Below are 25,409 nucleotides of genomic sequence, written 5' to 3'. Positions count from 1 at the left end.
ATCAGTCGTTATACAATCCATTAATCAAGCACCTTACCGTGATTGGCCGCAATCTGTATCATACGGTCGTAATCTTCGGCGCTCAAATCCATAAAGTAATAGTTAACCGGATTTACTACCTGTCCTTTTACATGCACTTCGTAATGCAAGTGAGGACCTGTACTCTTGCCCGTACTGCCTACTTCACCGATAACCTCACCTCGTACCACCCGCTTACCGAGTTGCGTACGGAAACCTTGCAAGTGAGCGTACCAAGTCTGATAACCGAAGCCGTGGTCAACGATAATAATATTGCCGTAACCGGTTTCCCATCCCATTTTTACCACCTTACCATCGCCAGTGGCGTATACCTCCGTCCCCGGATGAGCCGAGAAGTCCATACCCGCATGAAATTTGGTAGTTCCGTAGATAGGGTCGATACGCGTGCCATAACCGGAAGCCGTCTTACGCAAATCCTTATTGGAAATCGGCTGAATGGCAGGTATGCAACGTAACATTTCATCATGGTTCTTGCACATCTCCACCACGTCGTCAAACGAACGGGATTGGATATAAAGCTGCTTCGTGAGCATATCCATCTTCTGAGTAGTGTTTACCACCAAATCCGAATTAGCCATATCCATCAGATGTTCGTAACGGTTTGTACCGCCGTACCCCGCCTTACGGATAGCCGACGGAACAGGGTCGGCCTGGAAAATGACGCGATATAAGTTGTCGTCACGTTGCTGTACATCCTGCAATACTCCCATCGCCTCGTCCATTCTTCGTGAAAGGACATTATACTGCGCCTGAAGCCGGCTGTTTTCTTTCCGCAGCTCTTTCTCGGAGGGTGAACCGAAAATCAGCAATAATATGATGAAACTGCCGGCTCCCAACCCCATACCGAAAAACAGCCTGCGCAATATGCTCAACGCCCGTTGCCGGACGGTAGGATAAATTCGGTCGTAAGTCTGTGTCCGCGGATTATAAATGTAGTAAACTTTGCGCATTGAGAGTAAATATTTCATTATCAATGCGACAAAAATACGAAAAACAAGCTATCTTTGCACAGTTTTTTCAAGAATTATAAGATTTATGACCGACGATTTATGATTTATCGGAAGGTGAGTCATAGAATGTGTAAGTCATAAATCACAAGCAATAAATCAGAAATCATAAATCAGAAATAAGAAGTATGTTGACTGCAAATGAAATCAGAGACTCATTCAAGAGTTTCTTCGAAAGTAAAGGTCACCAAATTGTGCCTTCGGCTCCAATGGTGATTAAAGACGATCCCACGCTGATGTTTACCAACGCGGGTATGAACCAGTTTAAAGATATTATTTTGGGTAATCACCCGGCGAAATATAAAAGAGTGGCGGACTCGCAAAAATGTCTTCGTGTCAGCGGAAAACACAATGACTTGGAAGAAGTGGGTCATGACACTTATCACCACACCATGTTCGAGATGTTGGGTAACTGGTCTTTTGGCGATTACTTCAAGAAAGAAGCTATCTCCTGGGCATGGGAGTATCTGGTAGACGTGCTGAAGCTGGATCCGAAAGACCTCTATGCAACCGTGTTCGAAGGCAGTCCCGAAGAAGGTCTGGAGCGTGACAACGAGGCCGCTTCTTACTGGGAACAATTCTTGCCGAAAGACCATATCCTCAATGGAAATAAGCATGATAACTTCTGGGAAATGGGTGATACAGGCCCTTGCGGTCCGTGTTCCGAAATCCATGTGGATTCACGTTCGGAAGAAGAGAAAGCCAAAGTTCCCGGATCGCAATTGGTGAATAAAGACCATCCGCAAGTTATCGAAATCTGGAATCTCGTATTCATGCAGTTCAACCGTAAAGCGGACGGCAGCCTTGAAGGACTTCCCGCCAAGGTTATCGATACCGGTATGGGCTTCGAGCGTCTGGTACGTACATTGCAAGGCAAGACTTCCAACTATGACACCGATGTTTTCCAACCGATGTTGAAAGCAATCGGCGACATGTCAGGAACCGCATACGGCAAAAATGAGCAACAGGATATCGCCATGCGCGTAATCGCCGACCATATCCGTACGATTGCCTTCTCTATTACTGACGGCCAGTTGCCGAGCAATGCCAAGGCCGGTTATGTAATCCGACGTATTCTTCGCCGTGCGGTGCGTTACGGTTACACATTCCTCGGGCAGAAACAGGCGTTCATGTACAAGTTATTGCCTGTACTGATTGAAAATATGGGTGGTGCATATCCTGAACTGAACGCACAAAAAGAACTGATAGCCAAAGTTATCAAAGAAGAAGAAGATTCTTTCCTTCGTACTTTGGAAACCGGTATACGTCTGCTGGATAAGACCATGGCGGATGCCAAAGCAGCCGGTAAGACTGAAATCAGCGGTAAAGACGCCTTTACGCTTTATGATACATTCGGTTTCCCGCTCGACCTTACGGAGCTTATTCTCCGCGAAAACGGTATGACAGCCGACATCAAAGAATTTGACGCCGAGATGCAGCAGCAAAAGCAACGCGCACGTAATGCAGCAGCCGTGGAAACCGGAGACTGGATTACATTGCAGGAAGGTACAACCGAATTCGTAGGCTACGACTATACGGAATACGAAACATCCATTCTGCGTTACCGACAGATAAAGCAGAAAAACCAGACATTGTACCAGATTGTATTGGACAAAACCCCGTTCTATGCCGAAAGTGGCGGTCAGGTAGGTGATACCGGTGTATTGGTGAACGAATTCGAAACAATCGAAGTCATTGACACAAAGAAGGAAAACAATCTTCCTATCCATATTACCAAGAAGCTTCCCGAACATTTGGAAGCTCCGCTCATGGCATGTGTAGACACGGACAAACGCGCCGCTTGCGCCGCCAACCACTCTGCCACTCACTTGCTGGATGCAGCGTTGCGCGAAGTGCTGGGCGAGCACGTTGAACAGAAAGGTTCTTTAGTTAGTCCGGAATCCTTACGTTTCGACTTCTCTCACTTCCAGAAAGTAACGGACGAAGAAATCCGCCGGGTAGAGCATATTGTAAATGCCAAGATACGCGCCAATATTCCTTTGAAAGAATATCGCAACATTCCTATTGAAGAAGCCAAGGAACTGGGAGCTATCGCTTTATTCGGTGAGAAGTACGGTGACCATGTACGCGTTATCCAATTCAGTTCTTCCATCGAATTCTGTGGTGGTACGCACGTAGCCGCTACCGGAAACATCGGAATGATAAAGATCGTATCCGAAAGTTCCGTTGCAGCCGGTGTCCGCCGTATCGAAGCCTATACCGGAGCCCGTGTAGAAGAAATGCTCGATACGTTCCAGGATACCATGCGCGATTTGAAAGCGCTCTTCAACAACGCTCCCGACTTGTCCGGCGCAATCCGCAAATACATCGAGGAAAATGCAGGTTTGAAGAAACAGGTGGAAGACTTTATGAAAGAGAAAGAAGCGCAACTGAAAGAGAAACTTTTACAGAACATTCAGGAAATAAACGGTGTGAAAGTAATCAAATTCTGTGCAGCCATGATACCTGCCGATGCAGTCAAGAATATCGCTTTCCAACTGCGCGGGGAAATTACAGAAAACCTCTTTTTCGTTGCAGGAACAGTATTTGAAGGAAAACCGATGTTGACAGTAATGCTGAGCGACAATTTGGTGGCCGGTGGCCTGAAAGCCGGTAATCTGGTGAAAGAAGCCGCCAAACTGATACAAGGCGGCGGTGGCGGTCAACCTCACTTTGCAACTGCCGGCGGTAAGAACCCCGACGGGCTGAATGCAGCAGTTGAGAAAGTGATAGAACTGGCAAATATCTAAACGATTATTCCAATCACCATAAAGTAGAAACCCCGTCTCGGCTTCCTTTGCCAAGACGGGGTTTCTTTTATTTATCCAATCTGTTCCTGCGGATAATTTACTAAATATAACGTCCCCGTAGCACGGGTAAAGGCTGTATACAGCCAACGGAAATAATCGGGTGTCAGATACTCGTCCGTCATATATCCCTGATCAAGAAAAACGTTCTTCCACTGCCCGCCCTGCGCTTTATGGCAAGTCACGGCATAAGCGTACTTCACCTGCAAAGCGTTATAGAAAGGATCGGCTTTCATCTTTTTCATCCGTTCACGTTTCGTCGTTATATCAGCATAGTCCTCCAGAACAGTATAGAAAAGCCTGTCGTTATCTGCTTTAGGCAACGCGGGGACGTCGCTATGCAAAGTATCCAGCAAGAGATTCACCTCTAACTCAAAATCATTATAATCAGGAAATGCCAAAGTCACATCGGCAAAGCGAAAACCATACAACTCACGGGTGCGGCGTACCCGGCGTACTATGGCGGTTTCACCATTGGCTATGAAATCGGGAATTTGCGCAACAGCTTCTTTCTTCTCGCCATTGCGCAACATATCCGTTTGAAGCTGTTCCGTCCAAAAATAATTATTTTTCGCAACCATCAGCAAGTCTCCCGTATTCAGTTCATCCTCCCTCCAAAGAATCTGGGCACGAATACCGTTATTATAAATATTCGCCCGTTTATTGGAACGGCATATCACAATGGTTTCATCCAATCCGTCATGGTCATAGCATGTTTCAAGCCTATCTATCAACTCATTACCGGGTAATGCCTTTATGTCCGCAAAGCCCGTTATCTTTATTTTCGGTAACGCTTCACAAGTATCTTCGGCTATCAGTTGCCGTAAACGGGTTGCATTCCACAATATACCCGATTGCTGTTCCTGACGGACGACTTGAGTTAAATCCACTTCCTGTACTTCCAGCCCATATCCTTTCAAAGCATCGGCAAAAAGTGCAGGACTTTGTTCCTCTCCTACCGGCGGAAGCTGCGCCGTATCGCCCATCAGTAAAAGACGGCACCCCGTACCGGAATAAACAAACTGTACCAAATCATCCAGCAAACGTCCCGTTCCGAATGAAGTTCCCGACAGGCCTTCATTGGAAATCATCGACGCCTCATCCACAATATATAACGTGTGAATTGTCAAATTATCGTTCACAGAAAAATTACTTGTCTCGTTAGAGAATGATTGCTGTCTATATATTTTTTTATGAATTGTAAACGCCGGATGTCCCGCATAAGCAGAAAATACTTTCGCCGCCCGCCCCGTCGGAGCCAGCAATATCACTTTTTGCTGCAACTTATCCAACGTCTTGACCAAAGCGCCTACCAACGACGTTTTACCCGTTCCGGCATAACCACGAAGCAGAAAAACCGCCTCGCTGCGTGGCGACAAAAGGAACTCCGACAAAGATTTTATTGCAATTTCCTGCTCCGAAGTTGGTTGATAAGGAAAATTTTCCTTAATTTGCCTTTCTAAATAGTTATTTATCATTTTTGTAATAGAAAAAAGTAACGGGAACTATCGTTTTTAAATTTATTTCTTTTATTTTTGCGGTGCGAATATAACAACTAAAAAACATATTTATCATGAAAACAGTATTTAATATCGTTTTAGGCTTATGTGCTCTGGTCTTAGTTTATATCTGCTATGCCAGTATCATGGGTCCTATAAACTTTGAAGAAGCCAAAAAGCACAGAGACGCAGCAGTTATCGCACGTCTGATCGACATCCGTAAAGCACAGTTGGAATATCGTGGTTTGCACGACCAACAATATACCGCCAGCTTCGATACGCTGATTGACTTCGTAAAGAATCAGAAACTTCCGTTCATCTTCAAACAAGGAGAATTGGATGACAAACAGTTGGAAGACGGTTTGACTGAAAAGAAAGCTATCAACATCATCAATAAAGCCAAGAAGACCGGTAACTATTCAGAAGTAAAGAAATGGGGATTGGAAAACTTCAAACGTGATACCATGTGGGTAGCCGTATTGGATACTATCTTCCCGAAAGGCTTCAACGCAGATTCTATGAGATATGTTCCTTTCGGAAACGGTGCGCAGTTTGAAATGGCTATCCGCAACGATACAGCCAAATCAGGTGCTCCTTTCTGTCTGCTCGAAGTTAAGACTCCGTACGATGTATATCTGAATGGTTTGGACAAGCAGGAAATCGCTAACTTGAAAGACCTTCAAACTAAGTTGGGTAAATACTCAGGTTTGATGATCGGTAGCTTGGAAACAGCTAACAATAACGCCGGTAACTGGGAATAATCCACCGACAATACGTATGATAGAAACAACTGATTTTAGTAAATCGGAACAATATACCTTATCCATCCGTCTCAGTACGGATGGATTTTCTTTTTCTATATTCAACCCTCTCGGCGACGGTGAAGTTTCTTTCTATGAGCGTGAGGTAGACGATTCTTTATCTCTCACCGCCAACCTGAAACAAACTTTCCGGGAAGTGGAATGGCTGAACTTCGCTTTCCGCCGTGTCAATGTGCTCATGGCAAACAAGCGCTTCACATTCATTCCTTTAGAGTTTTTTGAGGATGAACAGGTAGAAACCGTATTCTATCATAATCACCCCAAGCAGGAAAACGAACTGGTACAATATAATATTTTGCACAAAAACAATATAGTCGTACTGTTCGGTATGGATAAAAGTACTTGTTCACTTTTACGGGAACAATATCCGAACATCCGTTTCTATTCTCAAGCAAGTCCGTTTATAGAATACTTTGCGACTAAAAGCCGGCTGGGTAACTGCCGGAAAATGTATGTACATCTACGTAAAGAAGCAGTAGACATATACACCTACGAACGTGGCCGGTTGACATTCGCCAACGCTTTTGCGTGCAAGGAAGCCAACGACCGTATCTACTACATCCTCTATATATGGAAACAACTCGGCATGGAACAGGAACGCGACGAACTTCACCTTACCGGCGAACTGTCCGACAAAGAGCAACTGCTACCCGAACTGAGAAAATTCATCCGACAGGTATTCATCATGAACCCTGCCACTAATCTTGACCTGCAAGCCATTAACCTATGCGAGTAATCAGCGGAATATATAAAAGAAGACGCTTTGATGTGCCTCATACATTCAAAGCACGCCCGACTACGGATTTTGCCAAAGAAAACCTGTTCAACGTACTATCCAACTATCTCGACTTTGAGGAGGGTGTACGTGCCCTTGACCTGTTTGCCGGTACAGGCAGTATCAGCATAGAACTTGTGTCCAGAGGTTGCGACCAGGTTATCAGTATAGAAAGAGACCGTGACCATTACGCCTTTATCTGTAAAGTGATGCAAGAACTGAAAACCGACAAATGTCTACCCGTCCGCGGTGATGTATTCAAATACATACGAGGCGGCCGAGAGCAGTTCGACTTCATCTTTGCCGACCCGCCTTACGAGCTAAAAGGACTTGAAACTCTACCTGACCTGATTTTTGAAAATAACCTTTTAAAAGAAGACGGTCTGTTTGTTCTGGAACATGGAAAAAGCAATAATTTTGAAAGCCATCCTCATTTTGTAGAAAGAAGAGTATACGGTAGCGTAAACTTCTCCTTTTTTAAGTTGAGAGTTGATAGCTGAAAGGTGAAAGTTTCACTGTGTGGCAAACTCTCAACTTTCAACTATAAAAGTGGTGCCAGCAAACGCACCACACTCTCTGCCGCCTTACGATACCACGGTCGTTTTTCCCAGTTCTTGGAGAATACTTGTACACACTCCCGTTGATCCTGCAGAAATATCTCACGCATCTGGAGAGCCGTTTCAGTATCGTATATAAATGCATTCACTTCAAAGTTATGTTCAAAACTGCGGAAGTCCACATTTGTAGAGCCTACAGTAGATAATTCATCATCCGAAACCATCAATTTGGAGTGCAGAAATCCTTTTTTATAGAAATAAACTTTCACTCCCGCCCGTAATGCTTCTGCCAAATAAGAACAAGAGCCTAAATGCGTCAGCCTGTTATCTGCACGGTAAGGGAGCATCAAACGCACATCAACTCCTGCTAAAGCCGCTGTCTGCATTGCTACGGCAACGGCCTCCGTCGGCAGGAAATAAGGAGTTTGTATGTAGAAATATTTTCGTGCACCGGTTATCGCCATGACAAGTCCCTGCATAATCTCTTTCCAAGGGCCTATCGGTTCGCTTGTTACAATCTGCGCCAACGAGGTTCCGCAATTATCGACTTTTGGAAAATAGCGGGCGGACGTTATCAAAGTACGATCTACAAAATACCAGTCGAGCAAAAATGCCGTCTGCAAGCCGTGCACAGCTTTACCATCCAGCAAAATATGAGTATCACGCCAGATACCCCAAGAGAATCCGCGCATATAACGCTCTGCCAAATTCATTCCGCCGACAAATCCGATACGCCCGTCAATGACCACAATCTTACGGTGATTACGATAGTTCACCTTACTGGTAAACAATGGAAAACGAACCTTCAAAAAGCTACGCACTTCCACGCCCGCCTCACGCATCTGATCATAAAAACGGTGGGGAACATGCCAGCATCCCACATCATCATAAATAACACGTACCTCTACCCCCTGTCTTGCCTTATCTACCAATACATCTCGCACCATACGCCCGATGGCATCATCCTCAAAAATATAGAACTCCATGTGGATATGTTTCGTAGCCTTCTGCAACTCGCGCAACAAGGACTGGAGCATGGAAAGCCCTCTCGTATAGACTTCCACACGGTTTCCGTCAAAAGGAAATGCTTGGTTAGTATTACGGAACAGGGCGATGAGACGGCTGTAATTCATCGGAAGTACACACGAATTCTGGGCAAGATATTCCGCCATCGGCTTCTTCAGCAAACGGTTGTAGCTCTTCTTCCCGATGACACGTACACGCCGTTGACTACGACCGAAGAAGAAGTAAAGCACAAGCCCCGCTAATGGCAGAAACATTAATATCAATATCCACGCCATCGTCTTTACCGGATTTCGGTTGTCGAGGATGATGACCGTAATTGTTCCGATAATTGCACCAAAATAGATTATATCAAATGCTACTGTGGCAATCAGGCTGGCTATGAGGTTCCAATCAAACATACATTTGTCATAAAGAGTAAAACAAATGTATAAAAAACAAAGGGATTTTTACGACCTATTACATTGATTAACATTAAAACGGACGACGCCCACCGCCAAATCCGCCCCGATGTCCTCCCGGATGGCCGCCAGGGCCGCCAAACCCTCTTCGCCCCTGCATGCTTTCGCGAGCAGCCTTACTGCCAAAGATATTCAAGCGATAAATAAAGTGCAGCATACAATAGCTGTTGATACCGTTATAAGAAGATACCGAACGTGCATCTGCCGTCAACGAACGACTGATATTACTCTGCTGTTTCAGTATATCGTACATCTCAAAACTTACAGTAGCCGCACCTTTCAGGAAAGACTGCGAAAGTTGGGCATTCCAAATCAATTCGTTACGGTTCATGCTGCTATCCGTATAGCCGCGACGGCTCTGATTGGTAATATTGGTAGAAAGCGTCATCTTCCAGGGCATCGTTATATTAGTCAAAGCACCGTAAGAGAAGGTATAAGGTTCTTGATTATTCTCCGGACGCAATTTGCTGCGCTCGGCCGTATAAGAAATAGAACCGTTCAGTCCAAATTCAAACCAATCGTTACGATAAGCTCCGTTCAACCGTTCACTCAGCGTTAATCCGGTAGTGGTATTCTTATCGTCCACCTTTGTATCCTTATTGTATAGGAAAGCTACATTATTGGCATAATTGATATTCGAGAAAGAATTTATCGTAAACTTCTTATTCTTCAATGCCGTATTGAATCCAAACATGCCGAAAGCGTTCCAATTACCATTGATATTCTTCGGAGTGGTAGTTCGCCCACCGGTTTGCTCATTATATATCGTACTGTTGCTGATACTATTCTGAGTCGTCGAGAAGCTGACATGTGTCATCATACCACGCTGCAGTTCTGCGTTATATGTATTATAAAACAAACGCATATTATGCGTAAACGCAGGTTTCAGGCCGGGATTACCCACTTTGATGTTCAGTGGATTTGAATTATCGGCAATCGGCAATAAGTTCTCCATACTCGGCTGACTGCTACGCCCACGATACATGAAACGTAACTGGCTCACTTTGGAGAAACGGTAGCGAAAATCAATATTCGGAGCAAAGTTAAATACGTTACGTGTCGTATCAATCATATAATCACCACGTTTGTAGGACAGTACCGAATGTTGCGGCTGGAAAGACATTCCCGCGCTCAACTGATACTTTTCACGGATGAAACGCAACGATACAGACGCATCATGATTATAGTACCTATACTCTGCATATTTGCCCAAACTATCCACCGGATGCGTTTCATATCCTGCAGGTAATGGTCCGTTAATATCCCATTCGGGAAAGCTCAACATATCAAACGTAGTCTTATCGCTCTCACTATACTTATACTGGAACTGATAACTGAACTGTAAAAAAGCAGCCCGTGCAATCGGCTCGCTGTATGTAATTTGGGCGCTATAATTATAATTGCGGGTGGGAGTCGTAATGTATTGGTTACGATACAGGATGGAGTCACCTCCCAATGCATTCAATATCTGATAGTAACGAGTTTCTGACTGCGTATATTGGTCATTATCATTATCCCCGTAACCAAAACGTCCGCGAAAAGTAACATTACGTCCTCTGTCATTAAGTTTCCTGTTCAGCTGCAAAGTAGCCGCTGTAGAGATACTCTTACTTTTACTTAAAGAAGCGTCGTTCGTAGCATTGACACGAATATCTTCCAAAGGATCATCTGTCATCTGGTCGAAATTGAGGAAATCGTTCGGGTTGGCAACCAAACTATACGGGTCGATATTGAATGTTCCCGACTCCGATCCGGAAGCATTATTCGTTTTACCATAAGAGAAGTTCGGACGGAAAATAATATTGGTCATTGAATCCGGCTTCCACTCCAAACGGAAATCAGCATTAAAGTCTATATTCTTGTTCCTATTGACGGAATTGGAGTTTGAATACGAGTTTCCGTTCTGCAGGAAACGTTCGGAAGAGTTGGTACTGATAATATCCGCGCCTCTATAATTATATCGGGCGCTGCCGCCAACTTCCAGTTTGGATGTTTCCGTAGCGAAATTCGCACCCAACGTTTTAGTAGCCACCAAACCGTTATTTCTGCGCCAACGCGGACCACCGCCACCGCCCGAGAAGCCTTGGTCATTGACATTATTCGCCGAACCGATCAAGGAGAACTGCGTTTTATCCACAAAATGATTCACCATCATACGAGCCATATAGCGGTCTTCCGTACCATAAGCAACATCCGCATTACCAAACCAGCCCCTGTTCATGCCTTTCTTCACAGTGAGGTCAAGCACCGTTTCCTCTTCACCGTCGTCTATACCGGTGATACGTGCCAGGTCTGATTTCTTATCGTAGGTTTTCAGTTTATCAATCATATCGACGGGCAAATTCTTCAATCCGGTTTTTACATCACCGCCAAAGAATTCTTTGCCATCTACCATAATTTTCTTCAACTCCTTACCATTAATCTTCACGTTACCGTCGTCATCAATTTCGGCACCGGGAAGTTTCTTCACCAATTCTTCCAGCATCGCGCCTTCCGGAGTACGGTAAGCGGTAGAATTATACATTAATGTATCTTCCACCACTTGTACTTGCGGCGCTTCGGCGGTTATCACGGCTTCAGCGAGCATAATGGCATCCGTTTCGAGCGTTACCGTACCGACATTCTTATTCAGTACATTGGCATACAGATGCAAAGGGATAAATTTATTCTTAAAACCGATATAGGAAACTTTCAATACATACTTCCCGGCATTCACCTTCGGCAAGGTAAAATAGCCATTTCCTGTAGTAGCGACACCGGCAGCATAGGCGCTGTCCGGCAATGAAAGTAACTGAATAGTAGCTTGTACCGCAGGTTCGTTCGTATCCTCAACCACACGACCGGAGACGGTAATGTTTTTTGTTTGTGAAAAAGCGGATAATGCCGTTGCCAGCAACAACATTGCTCCGGTGATAATTCTTTTCATGCCCTGTCTTCTAAATGATCAACAATGTTTATTTGTAACTGCTTCATTTGACAAACTTACGGACAAAAGGTTTAATGCCTAACAGATTGATTTTATTTAATTATCGATTATTCCGCTTAAATAACCGGTCAACAGTCGCTTTCTTTATACCAAATTCAAGACAAAGAACATTTATAATCAGGAATATCAAGAAAGAAGAGGAGTCTACAGACATCAAATCACCTTGTGCCACACGATAAAGCATGTTACCAAAGATGAAAAACACCGTCAAGAACATAGCGTTCCGCGTAGCTTTGTTACGTATTGCCTCCACCTCTTTACATTCATTTTTTGTCAAAGCGAATATTATCATCAATGCCCCCAACATCATCAAAAGTTTGGAACATTCCTTATAAAACAACAAATTAGCATCCGTTACCCTGCCCATCATCACCATTAAGAACGGCAGAAACAAAGCGAGCGCAATTATACAATATCCAAGCGGACGACAATATACGGGAAGTAAAGCTTTCATTTGGATTTCAAAATTATGGTTTCAGATTTATTTTCGTGAGACAAAGGTAGCATTTATTGTCGAAAGAATTATCTTTGTCCCGCAATAAATCATAAATCTGCAATTTTCTCATGAGTAAACAAGAAGTAATCCTTTGCGAAAAACTCGAAAGCAGTCTGACGCATGCCATTGAGAAGTGTCCTCACGATAAGCTCTTCATCCTTACCGACGAACATACCCACCGTCTTTGTTTGCCGCAACTGCAAAGTATTCCCGCACTGCAAGATGCTGCCGAAATCATTATCGGAGCAGAAGATATGCATAAGAATCTGGAAACACTGGCTTCGGTGTGGCAGGCTTTAAGCGAGCAAGGAGCTACCCGCCACTCACTATTAATAAATTTGGGCGGCGGTATGGTAACCGATCTCGGCGGTTTTGCCGCTTCCACCTTTAAGCGAGGAATAGCTTATATCAATATCCCCACGACCTTGCTTGCTATGGTAGATGCATCGGTAGGCGGAAAAACAGGTATTAATTTCAACGGATTGAAAAACGAAATCGGAGTTTTTGCACCTGCCGCCAGCGTATTGTTGGAAACCGAATTCTTACGTAGTCTCGATTCCCATAATTTCTTCTCCGGTTACGCCGAAATGCTGAAACATGGTCTAATCAGCACTCCCGAACATTTAACAGAATTATTATCTTTCGATACGGAAAACATAAACTATACTGCTCTCAAAGCAATGGTAGGCCGTTCTGTTCAAGTGAAAGAAGATATTGTAGAACAAGACCCCCAAGAACATGGTATACGTAAAGCGCTTAACCTCGGCCATACCGTAGGGCATGCTTTCGAGAGCCTTGCCTTGGCAGAGAACCGTCCGGTACTCCATGGTTATGCCGTAGCGTGGGGAATAGTATGCGAACTTTATCTTTCGCATATACAAACGGGCTTCCCTAAAGAAAAGATGCGTCAAACCATTCAGTTTATCAAGGAGAATTACGGAGCCTTTGCTTTTAACTGCAAACAATATGACCGCTTGTATGAACTGATGCAGCATGACAAGAAAAATACCGCCGGCATCATTAACTTCACACTGCTTAAAGAAGTCGGGGATATTTGTTTGAATCAAACGGCAGACAAAGAAACAATATTCGAGGTATTCGACTTTTATCGGGAATGTATGGGTGTATAAGCTCCTTATTAGCATAAAGAATATAAAGAAGTTACAAAATAAAGGAGCAAAAAGTTAAGGAATTATTTGCTATTTCAAAATAAAGCCGTACTTTTGCATCCGCAATTCGGGGTGTAGCTCAGCCCGGTTAGAGTACGCGTCTGGGGGGCGTGTGGTCGCTGGTTCGAATCCAGTCACCCCGACTGGTAATTATCAAGGAGTTAAGTCAATGGCTTAGCTCCTTTTTCTTTATAGCGATTACATTTTTATTAAATTTTTCGGCTTCAAAAAGAAATATAAGCAATACCAATCCATAAATTCCTATCTTTGCTTTCAAATTCACCCTTAATAGTTTCAATACAATCCTTAACATTAGCCTATGTTCGAATTTATAAAGAAATACAGCAACGGTTCCTTCTCTTTCGGCATTGAAGATAATCTGAAAGCAAAGTGCATGGAAATCCAATATGAAAATATAGACAAGTGTTGCGGCGTATATATCGTATATGGCTATCCCAAAGATAAAGGCGATAAAGAAATCGTTTACATAGGCAGTTCCGGCCACTTTGAAGACAACCGTCTCATCCCCCGCAAGGGCGGACTGCGAAGGAGACTTTACGGGCGGCAGAAGGATGATTTATCGGGCGAACTTGTCTTTAGAAGTATATTATGGCCTCGATTGATGCAAAGAAACTCTATCCATAAATTAGAAATATGCTGGTACGATACGGGAAAAGAGCACAATCCCTTAATTGTTGAGTTCTGTCTGATACTAACACATATTATCTGCCGCAAAAGGCTGCCTGTTTGGAATAATGAATTAAAGCTGGACGGACGTTCAAAGAACGACTTCGAACAATTTGTAAAAGAACAAAACATAACATCTTTGATTACGGCAATAAACCAATAAGTTAAATCCTTTTTTATAATACTCCGAAATCTAAATCAATGTAAACGAAAAAAGATAAACCGGGCTCCATATAGCCAATCTATAATCTCTATCCGCATTATTCCGTATTTCTTGGCATCGCCCTTCTTTGTATTTAGGCAAGAATAGTTACTTTTGCAAAATCAAAGAACAAAATTATGGGAGCAGGAAAATGGATTGGCGGTATCATCGGCTTTATGGCAGGCGGACCGCTCGGCGCATTGGCAGGATATGCACTTGGTTCGTTGATGGACCTCGGCGGTAATACAACAAGCTATACGGCAACCTACGGCAACGGACAGACAACGGAAGGCGTGTTTGCCGGACAGCGGAACAGTTTTCTCTTTTCAATGCTGGTAATGGCCTCGTACATTATACGGGCGGACGGGCGTATCATGCACAGTGAAATGGAATACGTCCGCAATTTCTTACGAACGAATTTCGGCGTGGCCGCAGTCAGCGAAGGAGAACGAATACTACTCAACCTCTTTGAGCAGCGCAAGCGTATGGATATGCAAAACCCTCTTGCATTCAAGAATACCATCCGTGACTGCGGTATGCAAATTGCCGCCAACCTGACATACGAAGAACGCTTGCAGTTGTTGGGCTTCCTCGCCAACATAGCCCGAAGCGACAACAACGTTTGTCGTGAAGAAATAGAAGCATTGAAAGAAGTGGCGACTTATATGGGACTATCCGAAAACGAAGTGGAATCCATGCTCAATTTGGGTGGCAATTCATTGGACGCGGCTTACAAAGTATTGGAAATACTCCCCACGGCAACCGATGAAGAAGTGCGTGCCGCATACCGCAAATTGGTATTAAAGCACCATCCCGACCGGGTAGCTACGCTGGGAGAAGATATCAAGCGTGCCGCCGAAGAAAAGCTACAGAACATCAACAATGCCAAAGAGATTGTGTACAAGGCAAGGGGAATGAAATAATAACCAAAGCCCACTTCATCAAAACAATACTCTTACTATAAATCCCTAATCCGATAGAAATACATTCATTATGAAAAAGATACTCGCTTACTTCGCGCTGAGTTTCACAACTCTCGCCACCTATGCAACAACTCCTCTCTGGATGCGTGACATACAAATTTCACCCGACGGGACAGAAATCGCTTTCTGTTACAAAGGAGATATCTACAAAGTTCCTGCAAAAGGCGGTACAGCCATACAACTCACTACGCAGGAGTCCTACGAATCGACCCCTGTCTGGTCACCGGACGGCAAGCAAATAGCATTTGCCAGTGACAGATACGGTAACTTCGACGTATTCGTAATGCCAGCCAACGGTGGAACAGCCCAACGCCTGACCACCCACTCGGCCGGAGAAATCCCATCCGCATTTACCCCCGACGGTAAATACATCCTCTTCTCGGCCGCCATTCAAGACCCAGCCGAAAGCGCCCTCTTTCCCCGTTCTGCCATGACTGAACTTTACAAAGTACCCGTAACCGGCGGACGTACCGAACAGGTATTGGGTACACCTGCCGAAGCAGTCTGTTTCGACAAATCGGGCGAACTGTTTTTCTATCAAGACCAAAAAGGGTTTGAAGACCAATGGCGGAAGCATCACACTTCATCCGTCACACGTGATATATGGATGTACGATGCCCGCACAGGCAAACATGCCAACCTCACCCAACGTGCCGGTGAAGACCGTAACCCCGTCCTTTCTCCGGACGGACAGGAGTTGTATTTCCTAAGCGAACGCGATGGCGGTTCATTCAACGTATACGCCTTCCCGCTGAACCGACCGGAGGCAGTGAAAGCAGTAACTTCCTTTAAAACCCACCCCGTACGTTTCCTTTCCATAAGCAACAACGGAACATTGTGCTACGGTTACGACGGCGAAATATACACACAGCAGAACAACTCGGAACCACAAAAAGTCCGAATAGAAATCACCCGTGACGACCGTCCGCAAATAGCCCGCTTGAATTATACCAGCGGAGCAACCTCGGCCACCGTCTCACCGGATGGCAAGCAAATAGCCTTCATAGCTCGTGGCGAAGTCTTTGTAACTTCGGCAGACTACGCTACCACCAAGCAAATCACCCACACCCCTGCCAACGAAAGCAGTCTGTCCTTTGCCCCCGACAATCGTACGCTGGCCTACGCCAGCGAACGTAACGGCAACTGGCAGCTCTATCTCGCCAAGATTGCCCGTAAGGAAGAACCCAACTTCCCCAATGCCACTCTTATAAAAGAGGAAGCGCTACTGCCTTCCGCCACTGTCGAGCGCACTTGCCCGCAATTCTCACCGGACGGTAAGGAATTGGCATTCATAGAAGACCGCATCCGCCTGATGGTACTCAACCTCGACACGAAGAAAGTACGCCGGATTACCGACGGTTCCACCTGGTACAGTACAGATGGCGAATTCAGTTATGCCTGGTCACCGGACGGCAAATGGTTTACCCTCGAATTTATCGGCAACAGACACGATCCGTATTCCGACATAGGTCTTGTCAGCGCGCAAGGCAATAGTCCCATCGTCAATCTGACCAATAGCGGTTACATGAGCGGTTCGCCCCGTTTTGCCCTCGACGGTAACGCGATTCTGTTCAAGACAGAACGTTACGGTATGCGCGCCCACGCCTCATGGGGCTCGCAAGACGACGCCATGCTTATTTTCCTCAATCAGGACGCTTACGACAAATACTGCCTGAGCAAAGAAGATTACGAGTTGCGCAAAGAATTGGAAGCCGAACAGAAGAAAACGCAAGACAAGGATACCGCCAAAGATAAAAAGCGCAGCAAGAAAGAAACAGAACAAGAAAAGACCGGCAATGACAAGTCTCAAGTGAAAGACATTGTCGTTGAACTGAAAAACATTGAAGACCGCATTGTACGTCTCACCCCGAATTCTTCGGATATGGGCAGCGTCATCATCTCCAAAGACGGTGAAAGCCTTTATTACTTCGCAGCCTTTGAAGACGGTTACGACCTTTGGAAAATGGATCTTCGCAAGAAAGATACCCGGCTCCTTCACAAAATGGATGCCGGCTGGGCTTCCATGGAAATGGACAAAGACGGTAAGAACCTCTTCCTGCTGGGTGGCAAAACCATGCAGAAAATGGATATGGCGTCCAATACGTTGAAACCCGTCACTTATCAGGCGCAGGTTAAAATGGATTTGGCGGCAGAACGCGAATATATGTTCGGGCATGTGTACAAACAACAGCAGAAACGTTTCTACAACACCAATATGCACGGCGTAGACTGGGATGCCATGAGCGCCGCCTATCGTAAGTTCCTGCCACACATCAACAACAACTACGACTTTGCCGAACTCTTGAGCGAATGGTTGGGCGAACTGAACGTATCGCACACCGGCGGTCGCTACTCCCCTTCCGGACAGAGCGAACCGACAGCCAGCCTGGGACTGCTTTTTGACTGGAAATACCGGGACAAAGGCATGCGTATAGCCGAAGTAATAGAAAAAGGCCCGTTTGATAACGCCACTACCAAGGTGAAACCAGGCAGTATTATCGAAAAGATTGACGGTATGGAGATTACCCCCGAGACGGATTACTATACATTAGTAAACAATAAGGCCAAAAAGAAAACCCTCGTCTCGCTCTACAACCCGCAGACCAAAGAGCGTTGGGAAGAAGTGGTAATCCCGATAAGCGGCAGTGCGCTAAACACTCTGCTCTACACCCGTTGGGTAAAACAACGCGCGGCAGATGTAGCCGAATGGTCTGGCGGCCGTTTGGGCTATGTGCATATCGAGTCGATGGGCGATGACAGCTTCCGTTCCGTTTACTCGGATATTTTGGGTAAATACAACAATTGCGAAGGCATCGTCATCGACACCCGCTTCAATGGCGGCGGCCGTCTGCACGAAGATATCGAGATTCTGTTCAGCGGCAAGAAGTACTTTACGCAGGTAATCCGCGGTCGCGAAGCTTGCGATATGCCCAGCCGCCGCTGGAACAAGCCGTCTGTCATGCTGACGTGCGAAGCCAACTATTCCAATGCGCACGGTACGCCGTGGGTATACCGCCACCGGAATATCGGCAAGCTCGTAGGCATGCCCGTTCCGGGAACTATGACCAGCGTATCGTGGGAACGCCTGCAAGACCCTTCCCTCGTTTTCGGCATTCCCGTTGTAGGCTACCGTCTGCCCGACGGCAGTTATTTGGAGAACTCCCAATTGGAACCGGATATCAAAGTCGCCAACTCGCCCGAAACCATCGTGAAAGGCGAAGACACCCAGCTCAAAGTAGCCGTAGAAGAGCTGCTGAAAGAGCTGGAATCCGTCTTATGAGACAAAAATATTCGTCCTGCGAGACAAAAATATTCATCTCACGAGATAAAAAAAATCATCCCACGAGACAAAAACAACCGTCTCGCGGGATGAAATAAACTGTTCCGTAAGCAGGAAAAAACGCTCTCTCTAATCATCCATATCGTTCAGATGTATCTCCAGCGCTTTCACCGAGATATAAATTTCGTATACTGAAATAGTCAGCGAGATAATCAGCAGTACCAAAGCAAGGCCGAAAATATAAACCGAGGCCAGATAAAGCCGGATATAAATAAAGAACATACTGACTACGCACAGCAGCAAACTCGCTATGCCCGTTACCTGCATGGCACGTGTCAGATACAGACGTTTACGCAGGTTGGCAATCTGCGCGGCGGTTACAGACGAATGGCTCTTCTGGTGCTGTTCCTTCAAAGCGCGCACAAGACCGGCATACGACAAAAAACGGTTGGTATACGCCAACATAATCAAGGATATTGCCGAAAACAGCAAAGCGGGGGTAGTCAAATCTATTTCCATAAGACGGATTTCTTTAAATCTTTAGCGGCTGCAAAGATAAATAATACTTTCTCCATCTAACTTTTTTCCTTTACCTTTGTTCCCACGAAAAGACTAATTCACCGAGCCTATGTTCACTGACCTGCTTAATTCCTCTTACTTCGCGCTTTTCCTCATCGTAGCCTTAGGCTTCATGCTGGGAAGAATCAAAATCAAAGGATTGTCGCTCGACGTTTCCGCAGTAATCTTCATCGCCCTGCTCTTCGGACATTTCGGGGTGATTATCCCTAAAGAGCTGGGAAACTTCGGGCTTGTACTATTCATATTCACCATCGGCATACAGGCCGGTCCGGGCTTCTTCGATTCCTTCCGGAGCAAAGGGAAGACACTCATTATCATCACCCTGCTGATTATTTGTTCCGCCGCTTTGACGGCGACAGGGCTGAAATATGCGTTCGACATCGACACGCCAAGCGTGGTAGGGCTGATAGCCGGCGCACTGACCAGTACTCCGGGACTTGCCGTTGCCATCGACAGCACGCATTCACCGCTGGCATCCATAGCCTACGGTATCGCCTATCCGTTCGGAGTAATCGGCGTTATCCTGTTCGTGAAGCTGCTGCCCCGCATCATGCATATCGACCTCGACCGGGAAGCCCGCCGCTTGGAAAAAGAACGCCGCGGACAATTCCCCGAACTGATTACCTGCATTTACCGCATTACGAACCCTATCGTTTTCGGACGCACCCTGATGCAAATCAATGCCCGTGCCATGACCGGCGCGGTAATCTCCCGCCACAAGCATGACGAGCAAATCTCTATCCCGACCGCACATACCGTACTCCACGAAAACGACTACATACAAGCCGTCGGCAGTGACGAAGCCCTGAATCAGCTTGCCACTCTGGTAGGCGAACGCGAAGAAGGCGAGCTCCCGCTGAGCCACACCCAGGAAATAGAGTCTCTGCTGCTCACCAAAAAGGATATGATAAACAAACAGCTGGGAGACTTGAACCTGATGAAGAACTTCGGCTGTACCGTAACGCGTGTCCGCCGAAGCGGTATCGACCTCTCCCCCTCACCCGACCTCGCCCTTAAGTTCGGCGATAAGCTGACGGTAGTCGGCGAGAAAGAAGGGCTGAAGGGTTTGGCGCGTTTGTTGGGCAATAATGCCAAGAAGCTGTCCGATACGGACTTCTTTCCAATCGCAATGGGTATCGTGCTCGGAGTGCTATTTGGCAAACTGAATATATCCTTCCCCGGAGGTTTGTCGTTCTCACCGGGATTGACAGGCGGTATACTGATAGTGGCCTTGTTCCTTAGCGCCGTAGGCAAGACAGGCCCCATCATTTGGTCTATGTCGGGTCCAGCCAACCAACTGCTGCGACAATTGGGACTGCTGCTATTCCTCGCCGAAGTAGGGACATCGGCCGGAAAGAATTTAGTAGCTACCTTTCAGGAAAGCGGCTGGCTGCTGTTCGGCGTGGGCGCAGCCATTACGTTAGTGCCCATGCTGATAGCCGTAATCGCAGGCAGGCTGTTTTTTAAAATCAGCATCCTCGATTTATTGGGAACCCTTACCGGAGGCATGACGAGTACTCCCGGCCTGGCAGCCGCCGACTCCATGACGGACAGCAATATTCCGAGTGTGGCCTATGCTACGGTGTATCCTATTGCGATGGTGTTCCTCATATTATCCATCCAAATTATTGCAACGGTGATTTAAGACGATGAGAGCCTTGGACAAAGAAACAGCCATCGCCCGCATGAACACATTCGGGCGTAGAAACACACCTTTTCTGTTCATCATCGACTATACGCAAGAGCAGTCGTACGTTGAAGCCCTCGATGAGGTAGATACGTCCGTCTGCCTCTACCGGTTCGGAGAAGCCGGTAATGCCCCCGATGCAGATGCCCGGTATACCGGAACAATAGATTGGGACTTTACTCCCCCGTCTCCAGCCGATTACCGCCGTTCTTTCGATATCGTGAAACGTAATCTGCTGGGCGGAAACAGTTATCTGACCAATCTGACGTGCAAAGTTCCGCTTCGCACTAACCTGACGCTAAAGGATGTATTTCTGCATGCTCACGCTTTGTATAAGCTTTGGCTGAAAGACCGTTTCGTCTGTTTCTCGCCCGAAATCTTTGTCCGCATGGAAGAAGGCAGGATAAAGTCCTTTCCGATGAAAGGAACGATTGATGCCGCTCTGCCCCATGCCGAATCAATATTGCTGGACGATGCCAAAGAAGCGGCGGAACACGCCACCATTGTCGATTTGATACGCAATGATATCAGTATGGTTTCCGAACACGTCACCGTAACGTCCTATCGCTATATAGACCGCCTGCAAACCAACAAAGGAGCGATTCTGCAGACAAGCTCTGAAATATGCGGCACGCTACCCCATGATTATACCGAGCGGCTCGGCGATATCCTTTTCCGGTTATTGCCTGCCGGCTCTATTACCGGCGCTCCCAAGCCGCGTACCATGCAAATCATCGACGAAGCGGAAGGCTACGAACGGGGATTCTACACCGGAGTTATGGGCTGCTACGCCAACGGCCGACTGGACAGCGCCGTCATGATACGCTTCATCGAACAAGAAAACGGGCAACTCTATTTCAAAGCCGGCGGCGGTATCACCGCCCAAAGCCGATGGGAAAGCGAATACAACGAGGTAAAACAAAAGATATATGTGCCGATTTATTGAAACCATACGTATTGACGGCGGAGTGGTTCGTAACTTAGCCTACCATGAACGGAGGCTGAACGATACCCGCACACACTTCTGGCCGGAAAGTACCGGCCTGCAATTGACCGATTTTCTGCCCCCGATTCCCGAAAACGGCAGACACAGATTGCGTATAGTCTACGGACGATGCGGTATCGAGGAAGTGACTTGTACCCCTTACATCCTACGTCCCGTCCGTTCACTGGCATTGATATCGGCAAACGACATCGGTTACACCTACAAAAGCGCCGACCGTAAAGCGCTCAACCAACTGTTTGCGCAACGCGGTTCTTGTGATGACATTCTCATTGTCCGCCAGCGCCTGCTCACCGACACCAGCATTGCCAACATCGCTCTCTTCGACGGCAAGCGGTGGTACACTCCGCAACATCCTCTGCTGAAAGGAACCAAACGAGCCGAGCTATTGGACAAAGGCATTCTTACGGAAAAGAATATACGCATGGAAGATTTGCCTTCCTACTCCACCGTCCGCCTTTTCAATGCGATGACAGACTGGGGTGAACTGGAACTTTCCGTCCGTCACCTGCAACCAATATTCTGAAAATTGCTGAAACCGGTTGCGGCATCGCAGGTCTCAAGCCTATCCGGATAACTCCGTTATTCAAAGAAACGGCAGACACTCAATATTTATCTGCCTCAACGTTTCGGAGACGTACCGAATGCGAAGTAAAGCCTAGCCCGCCTTTTGCCCAAAGCCAGCAGGATGCAACTTAACGAGCAGCCGGCACTGATGACAAAGATAATTCCCGTGGATACCAGGATATCACCGAGCCCCACCAAAGGAGAGACAATTCCGCCGGAAGCGAAACAGACAGCCCCCAATAGCGCGGAAGCCGTACCCGCATTGTCACGCTGACACTCCATCGCCAATGTTGTGGTAGACGTAAAAGTCAGCCCCATCATAAACAACAAAACCAGCAGAAGCGCTTCGTACATCCAAAAACTACATCCTGTCATAAGCGCCGTACACTCTCCGAGTGCAGCCACCGCCATGCCCACACAGCCTATCAACGTACTACTGACAGGACGCCTGAACTTCACGGATGTCGCAGCCGCACCCCCTATCGCCACCGCATTAACAGCAAAGCAGAAACTGAATACCAACGGCGAATATCCGTAATGCTGCTGCACAATAAAAGGTGAAGAGGAAATATAGGCAAACAGCACTCCTTGCGCAAACGCCATTTGCAACACATAAAACACATATTGCCTATCTTGCAGCACCACTTTAAAACTGCGGAATGTATCTCCCCACCGGCTTACCGAACGGTGCTCCTTAGGCAATGACTCCCGAAAGCAGTAACTGCCGACAAGCAACACAACGCCCAATCCCAACAGAATACCGAAGATACCCTGCCAGCCGATAGCTTCCGTAAATACTCCTCCGATAATAGGAGCCACCACCGGAGCCACTCCGTTGATAGCGCCAATAACCGCAAGCATCTTCGCCAGTTCCTTACCCGAATATTTATCTGCAGCCACCGAACGGGCGATTACAATACCGCCTGCCCCGGCTATGCCTTGTACCAGACGAAAAGCCACAAACTGATGAATATCCCGTGCAAACAGACAAAGAATGGTAGAGACGATAAACAGCCACATGGCTGCCAGTAACGGTATGCGCCTCCCATAGCGGTCGCTCAGCGGACCAAACAAGATTTGTCCTGCCGCCAACCCTATCATGCTCGTGGTAAGTCCCAACTGTACCATTGAAGAAGCGGTTTGAAAATAATCTCCCATAGCCGGAAGGCTGGGCAGATACATATCGGTGACGAATGGGCCGAAAGCAGTCAGCATACCCAGCAATACAAGTAGAAACAACTTAGAATTATCTTTTACCATACAACATATTAATTTGAGCCACAAAAGTAGTGTATTTCCATAAGTCCGGCGAGACATATTATTAAGCAATCCTGTTCATTTTAGGAACATGCTTCCATTTCCCAAAGATTTGTCTTACTTTTGCATCGGAATATAAAGCTCTCCACTACCGTAACTTAACAAATACAACTATGCGTTATACCGTTTCCGCCCCCGGCACCCCGATACACGCCGCTATTCAATTGCCGGCATCCAAGAGTATCAGTAACCGTGCGCTTATCCTGCACGCCCTTGCTCACGGCAAGCAAACGCCCTGCAATCTGAGCGATTGCGACGATACCCGTGTCATGGTGCGCGCGCTGCAAGGCAATCCCGAACATATAGACATTATGGCAGCGGGGACGGCCATGCGTTTCCTCACCGCCTATCTCAGCGTGACACCCGGCAGCCGTATCATCACCGGAACGCAACGCATGCAGCAACGTCCCATCCGTATCCTCGTAGATTCGCTGCGTTTGCTCGGAGCAAAAATCGATTACGCCGGACAAGAAGGATTCCCACCTCTGCGCATCACGGGGACGGAGTTGCAAGGCGATGAAATATCCCTTGCCGGAAACGTCAGTTCGCAATATATCTCCGCCTTGCTGATGATGGGAGCGGTGCTTCCCAACGGACTGCGCCTGCACCTTACGGGCAGTATCATCTCCCGCCCCTACATCAACCTCACGCTTCAGCTTATACACGACTTCGGCGGACGTGCCGAATGGAGTTCCGAAAACAGCATCACCGTATATCCCGGCGGTTACCGGGATGTCCCGTTCACCGTGGAGAGCGACTGGAGCGCGGCATCCTACTGGTATCAGATATTGGCGCTGAGGGGAAATGAAGAACGAAGAATGAAGGATGAAGAATCTCCGAAGGGTGATGAGCATGAAACGGTGGAGCTGCTCGGGCTGTTTCCCCGCAGTTATCAAGGTGACAGTCGCGGCGCGGAGATTTTCTCCCGACTGGGCGTACATACCGAATATACCGACCGGGGCGTACGACTGACATTGGCGGGTACACCCGTCTCGCGCTTGGAAGAGGATATGGTAGACATTCCCGATCTGGCACAAACCTTTGTCGTAACTTGCTGCCTGATGGACATTCCTTTCCGCTTTACCGGTTTGCAAAGCCTCAAAATTAAGGAAACCGACCGTATCGCCGCCCTTATCACCGAGCTGCGAAAGTTAGGTTATTTGGTACGTTCCGAACAGGACAGCGTTCTGTTATGGGACGGAGAACGTTGTCCTGCTGAAAACACCCCGATTATCTCCACGTACGAAGACCATCGTATGGCAATGGCATTTGCTCCTGCCTGCATCGTATTACCGCAGATAGTGATTGATGAACCTCAAGTAGTTTCCAAATCCTACCTGGCCTATTGGGAAGATTTAAAGAAAGCGGGGTTCACAATCTCCAACGAACAAGGGTAAAAGGCAATGTTTCTTTTTGCTATCCGCCAGTTTCTCCGAAGAGAATCAACCTTTTTGCCCGTTCAAA

Annotated in this window: 19 protein-coding genes and 1 tRNA gene; 13 read left to right on the top strand and 7 right to left on the bottom strand. The window is 46.8% G+C overall.

Going from position 1 to position 25,409, the window contains the following annotated elements:
• Positions 1–20: 20 nt before the first annotated feature.
• Positions 21–989 carry a M23 family metallopeptidase gene (locus tag BUB52_RS00690; RefSeq protein ID WP_022218068.1) on the bottom strand — a complete coding sequence of 323 codons (969 nt, stop codon included), beginning with the start codon at positions 987–989 and terminating at the stop codon, positions 21–23.
• A 185-nt stretch (positions 990–1,174) separates the two neighbouring features.
• Here BUB52_RS00690 and alaS point away from each other — a divergent pair, with 185 nt between their 5' ends.
• Positions 1,175–3,796 (top strand): alanine--tRNA ligase, encoded by a 2,622-nt coding sequence (gene alaS, locus BUB52_RS00685; RefSeq protein ID WP_009122966.1) that lies wholly within the window; start codon positions 1,175–1,177, stop codon positions 3,794–3,796.
• A gap of 71 nt (positions 3,797–3,867) precedes the next feature.
• On the opposite strand, the gene BUB52_RS00680 is transcribed toward alaS, so the two are convergent.
• Positions 3,868–5,331 carry an ATP-dependent DNA helicase gene (locus BUB52_RS00680; RefSeq protein WP_009122965.1) on the bottom strand — a complete coding sequence of 488 codons (1,464 nt, stop codon included), beginning with the start codon at positions 5,329–5,331 and terminating at the stop codon, positions 3,868–3,870.
• 95 nt (positions 5,332–5,426) lie between these two features.
• Between BUB52_RS00680 and BUB52_RS00675 the strand changes: the two genes are divergently transcribed.
• Genes BUB52_RS00675 through rsmD form a run of 3 tightly spaced genes read left to right on the top strand, consistent with a single transcriptional unit; the run spans position 5,427 to position 7,448 of the window.
• A complete protein-coding gene (locus BUB52_RS00675) occupies positions 5,427–6,113 on the top strand; it encodes a hypothetical protein (protein ID WP_009122964.1) in 687 nt (228 codons plus the stop codon).
• A 16-nt stretch (positions 6,114–6,129) separates the two neighbouring features.
• Positions 6,130–6,909: a DUF3822 family protein gene (locus tag BUB52_RS00670; RefSeq protein WP_009122963.1), complete on the top strand. Its 780-nt coding sequence runs from the start codon at positions 6,130–6,132 to the stop codon at positions 6,907–6,909.
• Positions 6,900–7,448 (top strand): 16S rRNA (guanine(966)-N(2))-methyltransferase RsmD, encoded by a 549-nt coding sequence (gene rsmD / locus BUB52_RS00665; RefSeq protein ID WP_009122962.1) that lies wholly within the window; start codon positions 6,900–6,902, stop codon positions 7,446–7,448. The genes BUB52_RS00670 and rsmD overlap by 10 nt, the downstream gene beginning before the upstream one ends.
• A 41-nt stretch (positions 7,449–7,489) precedes the next feature.
• Here the strand turns inward: rsmD and cls are convergent, their stop codons facing one another.
• From cls to BUB52_RS00650, 3 genes are all read right to left on the bottom strand, one after another.
• Positions 7,490–8,929, bottom strand: a complete 1,440-nt coding sequence (cls, locus tag BUB52_RS00660) for a cardiolipin synthase (RefSeq protein WP_009122961.1) — start codon at positions 8,927–8,929, stop codon at positions 7,490–7,492.
• Between the two features lie 73 nt (positions 8,930–9,002).
• On the bottom strand, positions 9,003–11,915 hold the full coding sequence (locus BUB52_RS00655) for a TonB-dependent receptor (RefSeq protein ID WP_009122960.1): 2,913 nt from the start codon (positions 11,913–11,915) through the stop codon (positions 9,003–9,005).
• A gap of 100 nt (positions 11,916–12,015) precedes the next feature.
• Positions 12,016–12,429: a hypothetical protein gene (locus BUB52_RS00650; protein WP_009122959.1), complete on the bottom strand. Its 414-nt coding sequence runs from the start codon at positions 12,427–12,429 to the stop codon at positions 12,016–12,018.
• A 110-nt stretch (positions 12,430–12,539) separates the two neighbouring features.
• Between BUB52_RS00650 and aroB the strand changes: the two genes are divergently transcribed.
• From aroB to BUB52_RS00625, 5 genes are all read left to right on the top strand, one after another.
• Positions 12,540–13,601, top strand: a complete 1,062-nt coding sequence (aroB, locus tag BUB52_RS00645) for a 3-dehydroquinate synthase (RefSeq protein ID WP_009122958.1) — start codon at positions 12,540–12,542, stop codon at positions 13,599–13,601.
• A gap of 107 nt (positions 13,602–13,708) precedes the next feature.
• Positions 13,709–13,783, top strand: a tRNA-Pro gene (locus BUB52_RS00640).
• A gap of 176 nt (positions 13,784–13,959) precedes the next feature.
• Positions 13,960–14,490, top strand: coding sequence for a hypothetical protein (locus BUB52_RS00635; RefSeq protein ID WP_009122956.1), 531 nt, complete (start codon positions 13,960–13,962; stop codon positions 14,488–14,490).
• Between the two features lie 176 nt (positions 14,491–14,666).
• Positions 14,667–15,452: a TerB family tellurite resistance protein gene (locus BUB52_RS00630; RefSeq protein ID WP_009122955.1), complete on the top strand. Its 786-nt coding sequence runs from the start codon at positions 14,667–14,669 to the stop codon at positions 15,450–15,452.
• A 70-nt stretch (positions 15,453–15,522) separates the two neighbouring features.
• Positions 15,523–18,792 carry a S41 family peptidase gene (locus BUB52_RS00625; RefSeq protein ID WP_009122954.1) on the top strand — a complete coding sequence of 1,090 codons (3,270 nt, stop codon included), beginning with the start codon at positions 15,523–15,525 and terminating at the stop codon, positions 18,790–18,792.
• A gap of 129 nt (positions 18,793–18,921) precedes the next feature.
• On the opposite strand, the gene BUB52_RS00620 is transcribed toward BUB52_RS00625, so the two are convergent.
• Complete coding sequence (locus BUB52_RS00620; RefSeq protein ID WP_009122953.1) at positions 18,922–19,311, bottom strand: DUF2721 domain-containing protein; 390 nt, start codon at positions 19,309–19,311, stop codon at positions 18,922–18,924.
• Positions 19,312–19,420: 109 nt separating this feature from the next.
• Here BUB52_RS00620 and BUB52_RS00615 point away from each other — a divergent pair, with 109 nt between their 5' ends.
• From BUB52_RS00615 to BUB52_RS00605, 3 genes are read left to right on the top strand one after another with little or no spacing between them, the layout of a single operon-like run.
• Positions 19,421–21,016, top strand: coding sequence for an aspartate:alanine exchanger family transporter (locus tag BUB52_RS00615; RefSeq protein ID WP_022218056.1), 1,596 nt, complete (start codon positions 19,421–19,423; stop codon positions 21,014–21,016).
• 4 nt (positions 21,017–21,020) lie between these two features.
• Complete coding sequence (locus BUB52_RS00610) at positions 21,021–22,004, top strand: aminodeoxychorismate synthase component I (RefSeq protein WP_009122951.1); 984 nt, start codon at positions 21,021–21,023, stop codon at positions 22,002–22,004.
• The gene (locus tag BUB52_RS00605) at positions 21,988–22,587 is read left to right on the top strand and encodes an aminotransferase class IV family protein (RefSeq protein WP_009122950.1); all 600 of its coding nucleotides are present in this window, start codon (positions 21,988–21,990) and stop codon (positions 22,585–22,587) included. Before BUB52_RS00610 ends, BUB52_RS00605 begins: the two co-directional genes overlap by 17 nt.
• A 95-nt stretch (positions 22,588–22,682) precedes the next feature.
• On the opposite strand, the gene BUB52_RS00600 is transcribed toward BUB52_RS00605, so the two are convergent.
• The gene (locus BUB52_RS00600) at positions 22,683–23,888 is read right to left on the bottom strand and encodes a multidrug effflux MFS transporter (RefSeq protein ID WP_009122949.1); all 1,206 of its coding nucleotides are present in this window, start codon (positions 23,886–23,888) and stop codon (positions 22,683–22,685) included.
• A gap of 170 nt (positions 23,889–24,058) precedes the next feature.
• On the opposite strand from BUB52_RS00600, the gene BUB52_RS00595 reads away from it, so the two are divergent.
• Positions 24,059–25,342, top strand: a complete 1,284-nt coding sequence (locus BUB52_RS00595; protein WP_009122948.1) for a 3-phosphoshikimate 1-carboxyvinyltransferase — start codon at positions 24,059–24,061, stop codon at positions 25,340–25,342.
• Positions 25,343–25,409: the final 67 nt, after the last annotated feature.

Source organism: Bacteroides clarus YIT 12056 (genome assembly GCF_900129655.1).
Taxonomy (GTDB): domain Bacteria; phylum Bacteroidota; class Bacteroidia; order Bacteroidales; family Bacteroidaceae; genus Bacteroides; species Bacteroides clarus.
Note: the sequence above shows the minus strand (reverse complement) of the source record. Positions and strands in the feature narration are given on the sequence as shown.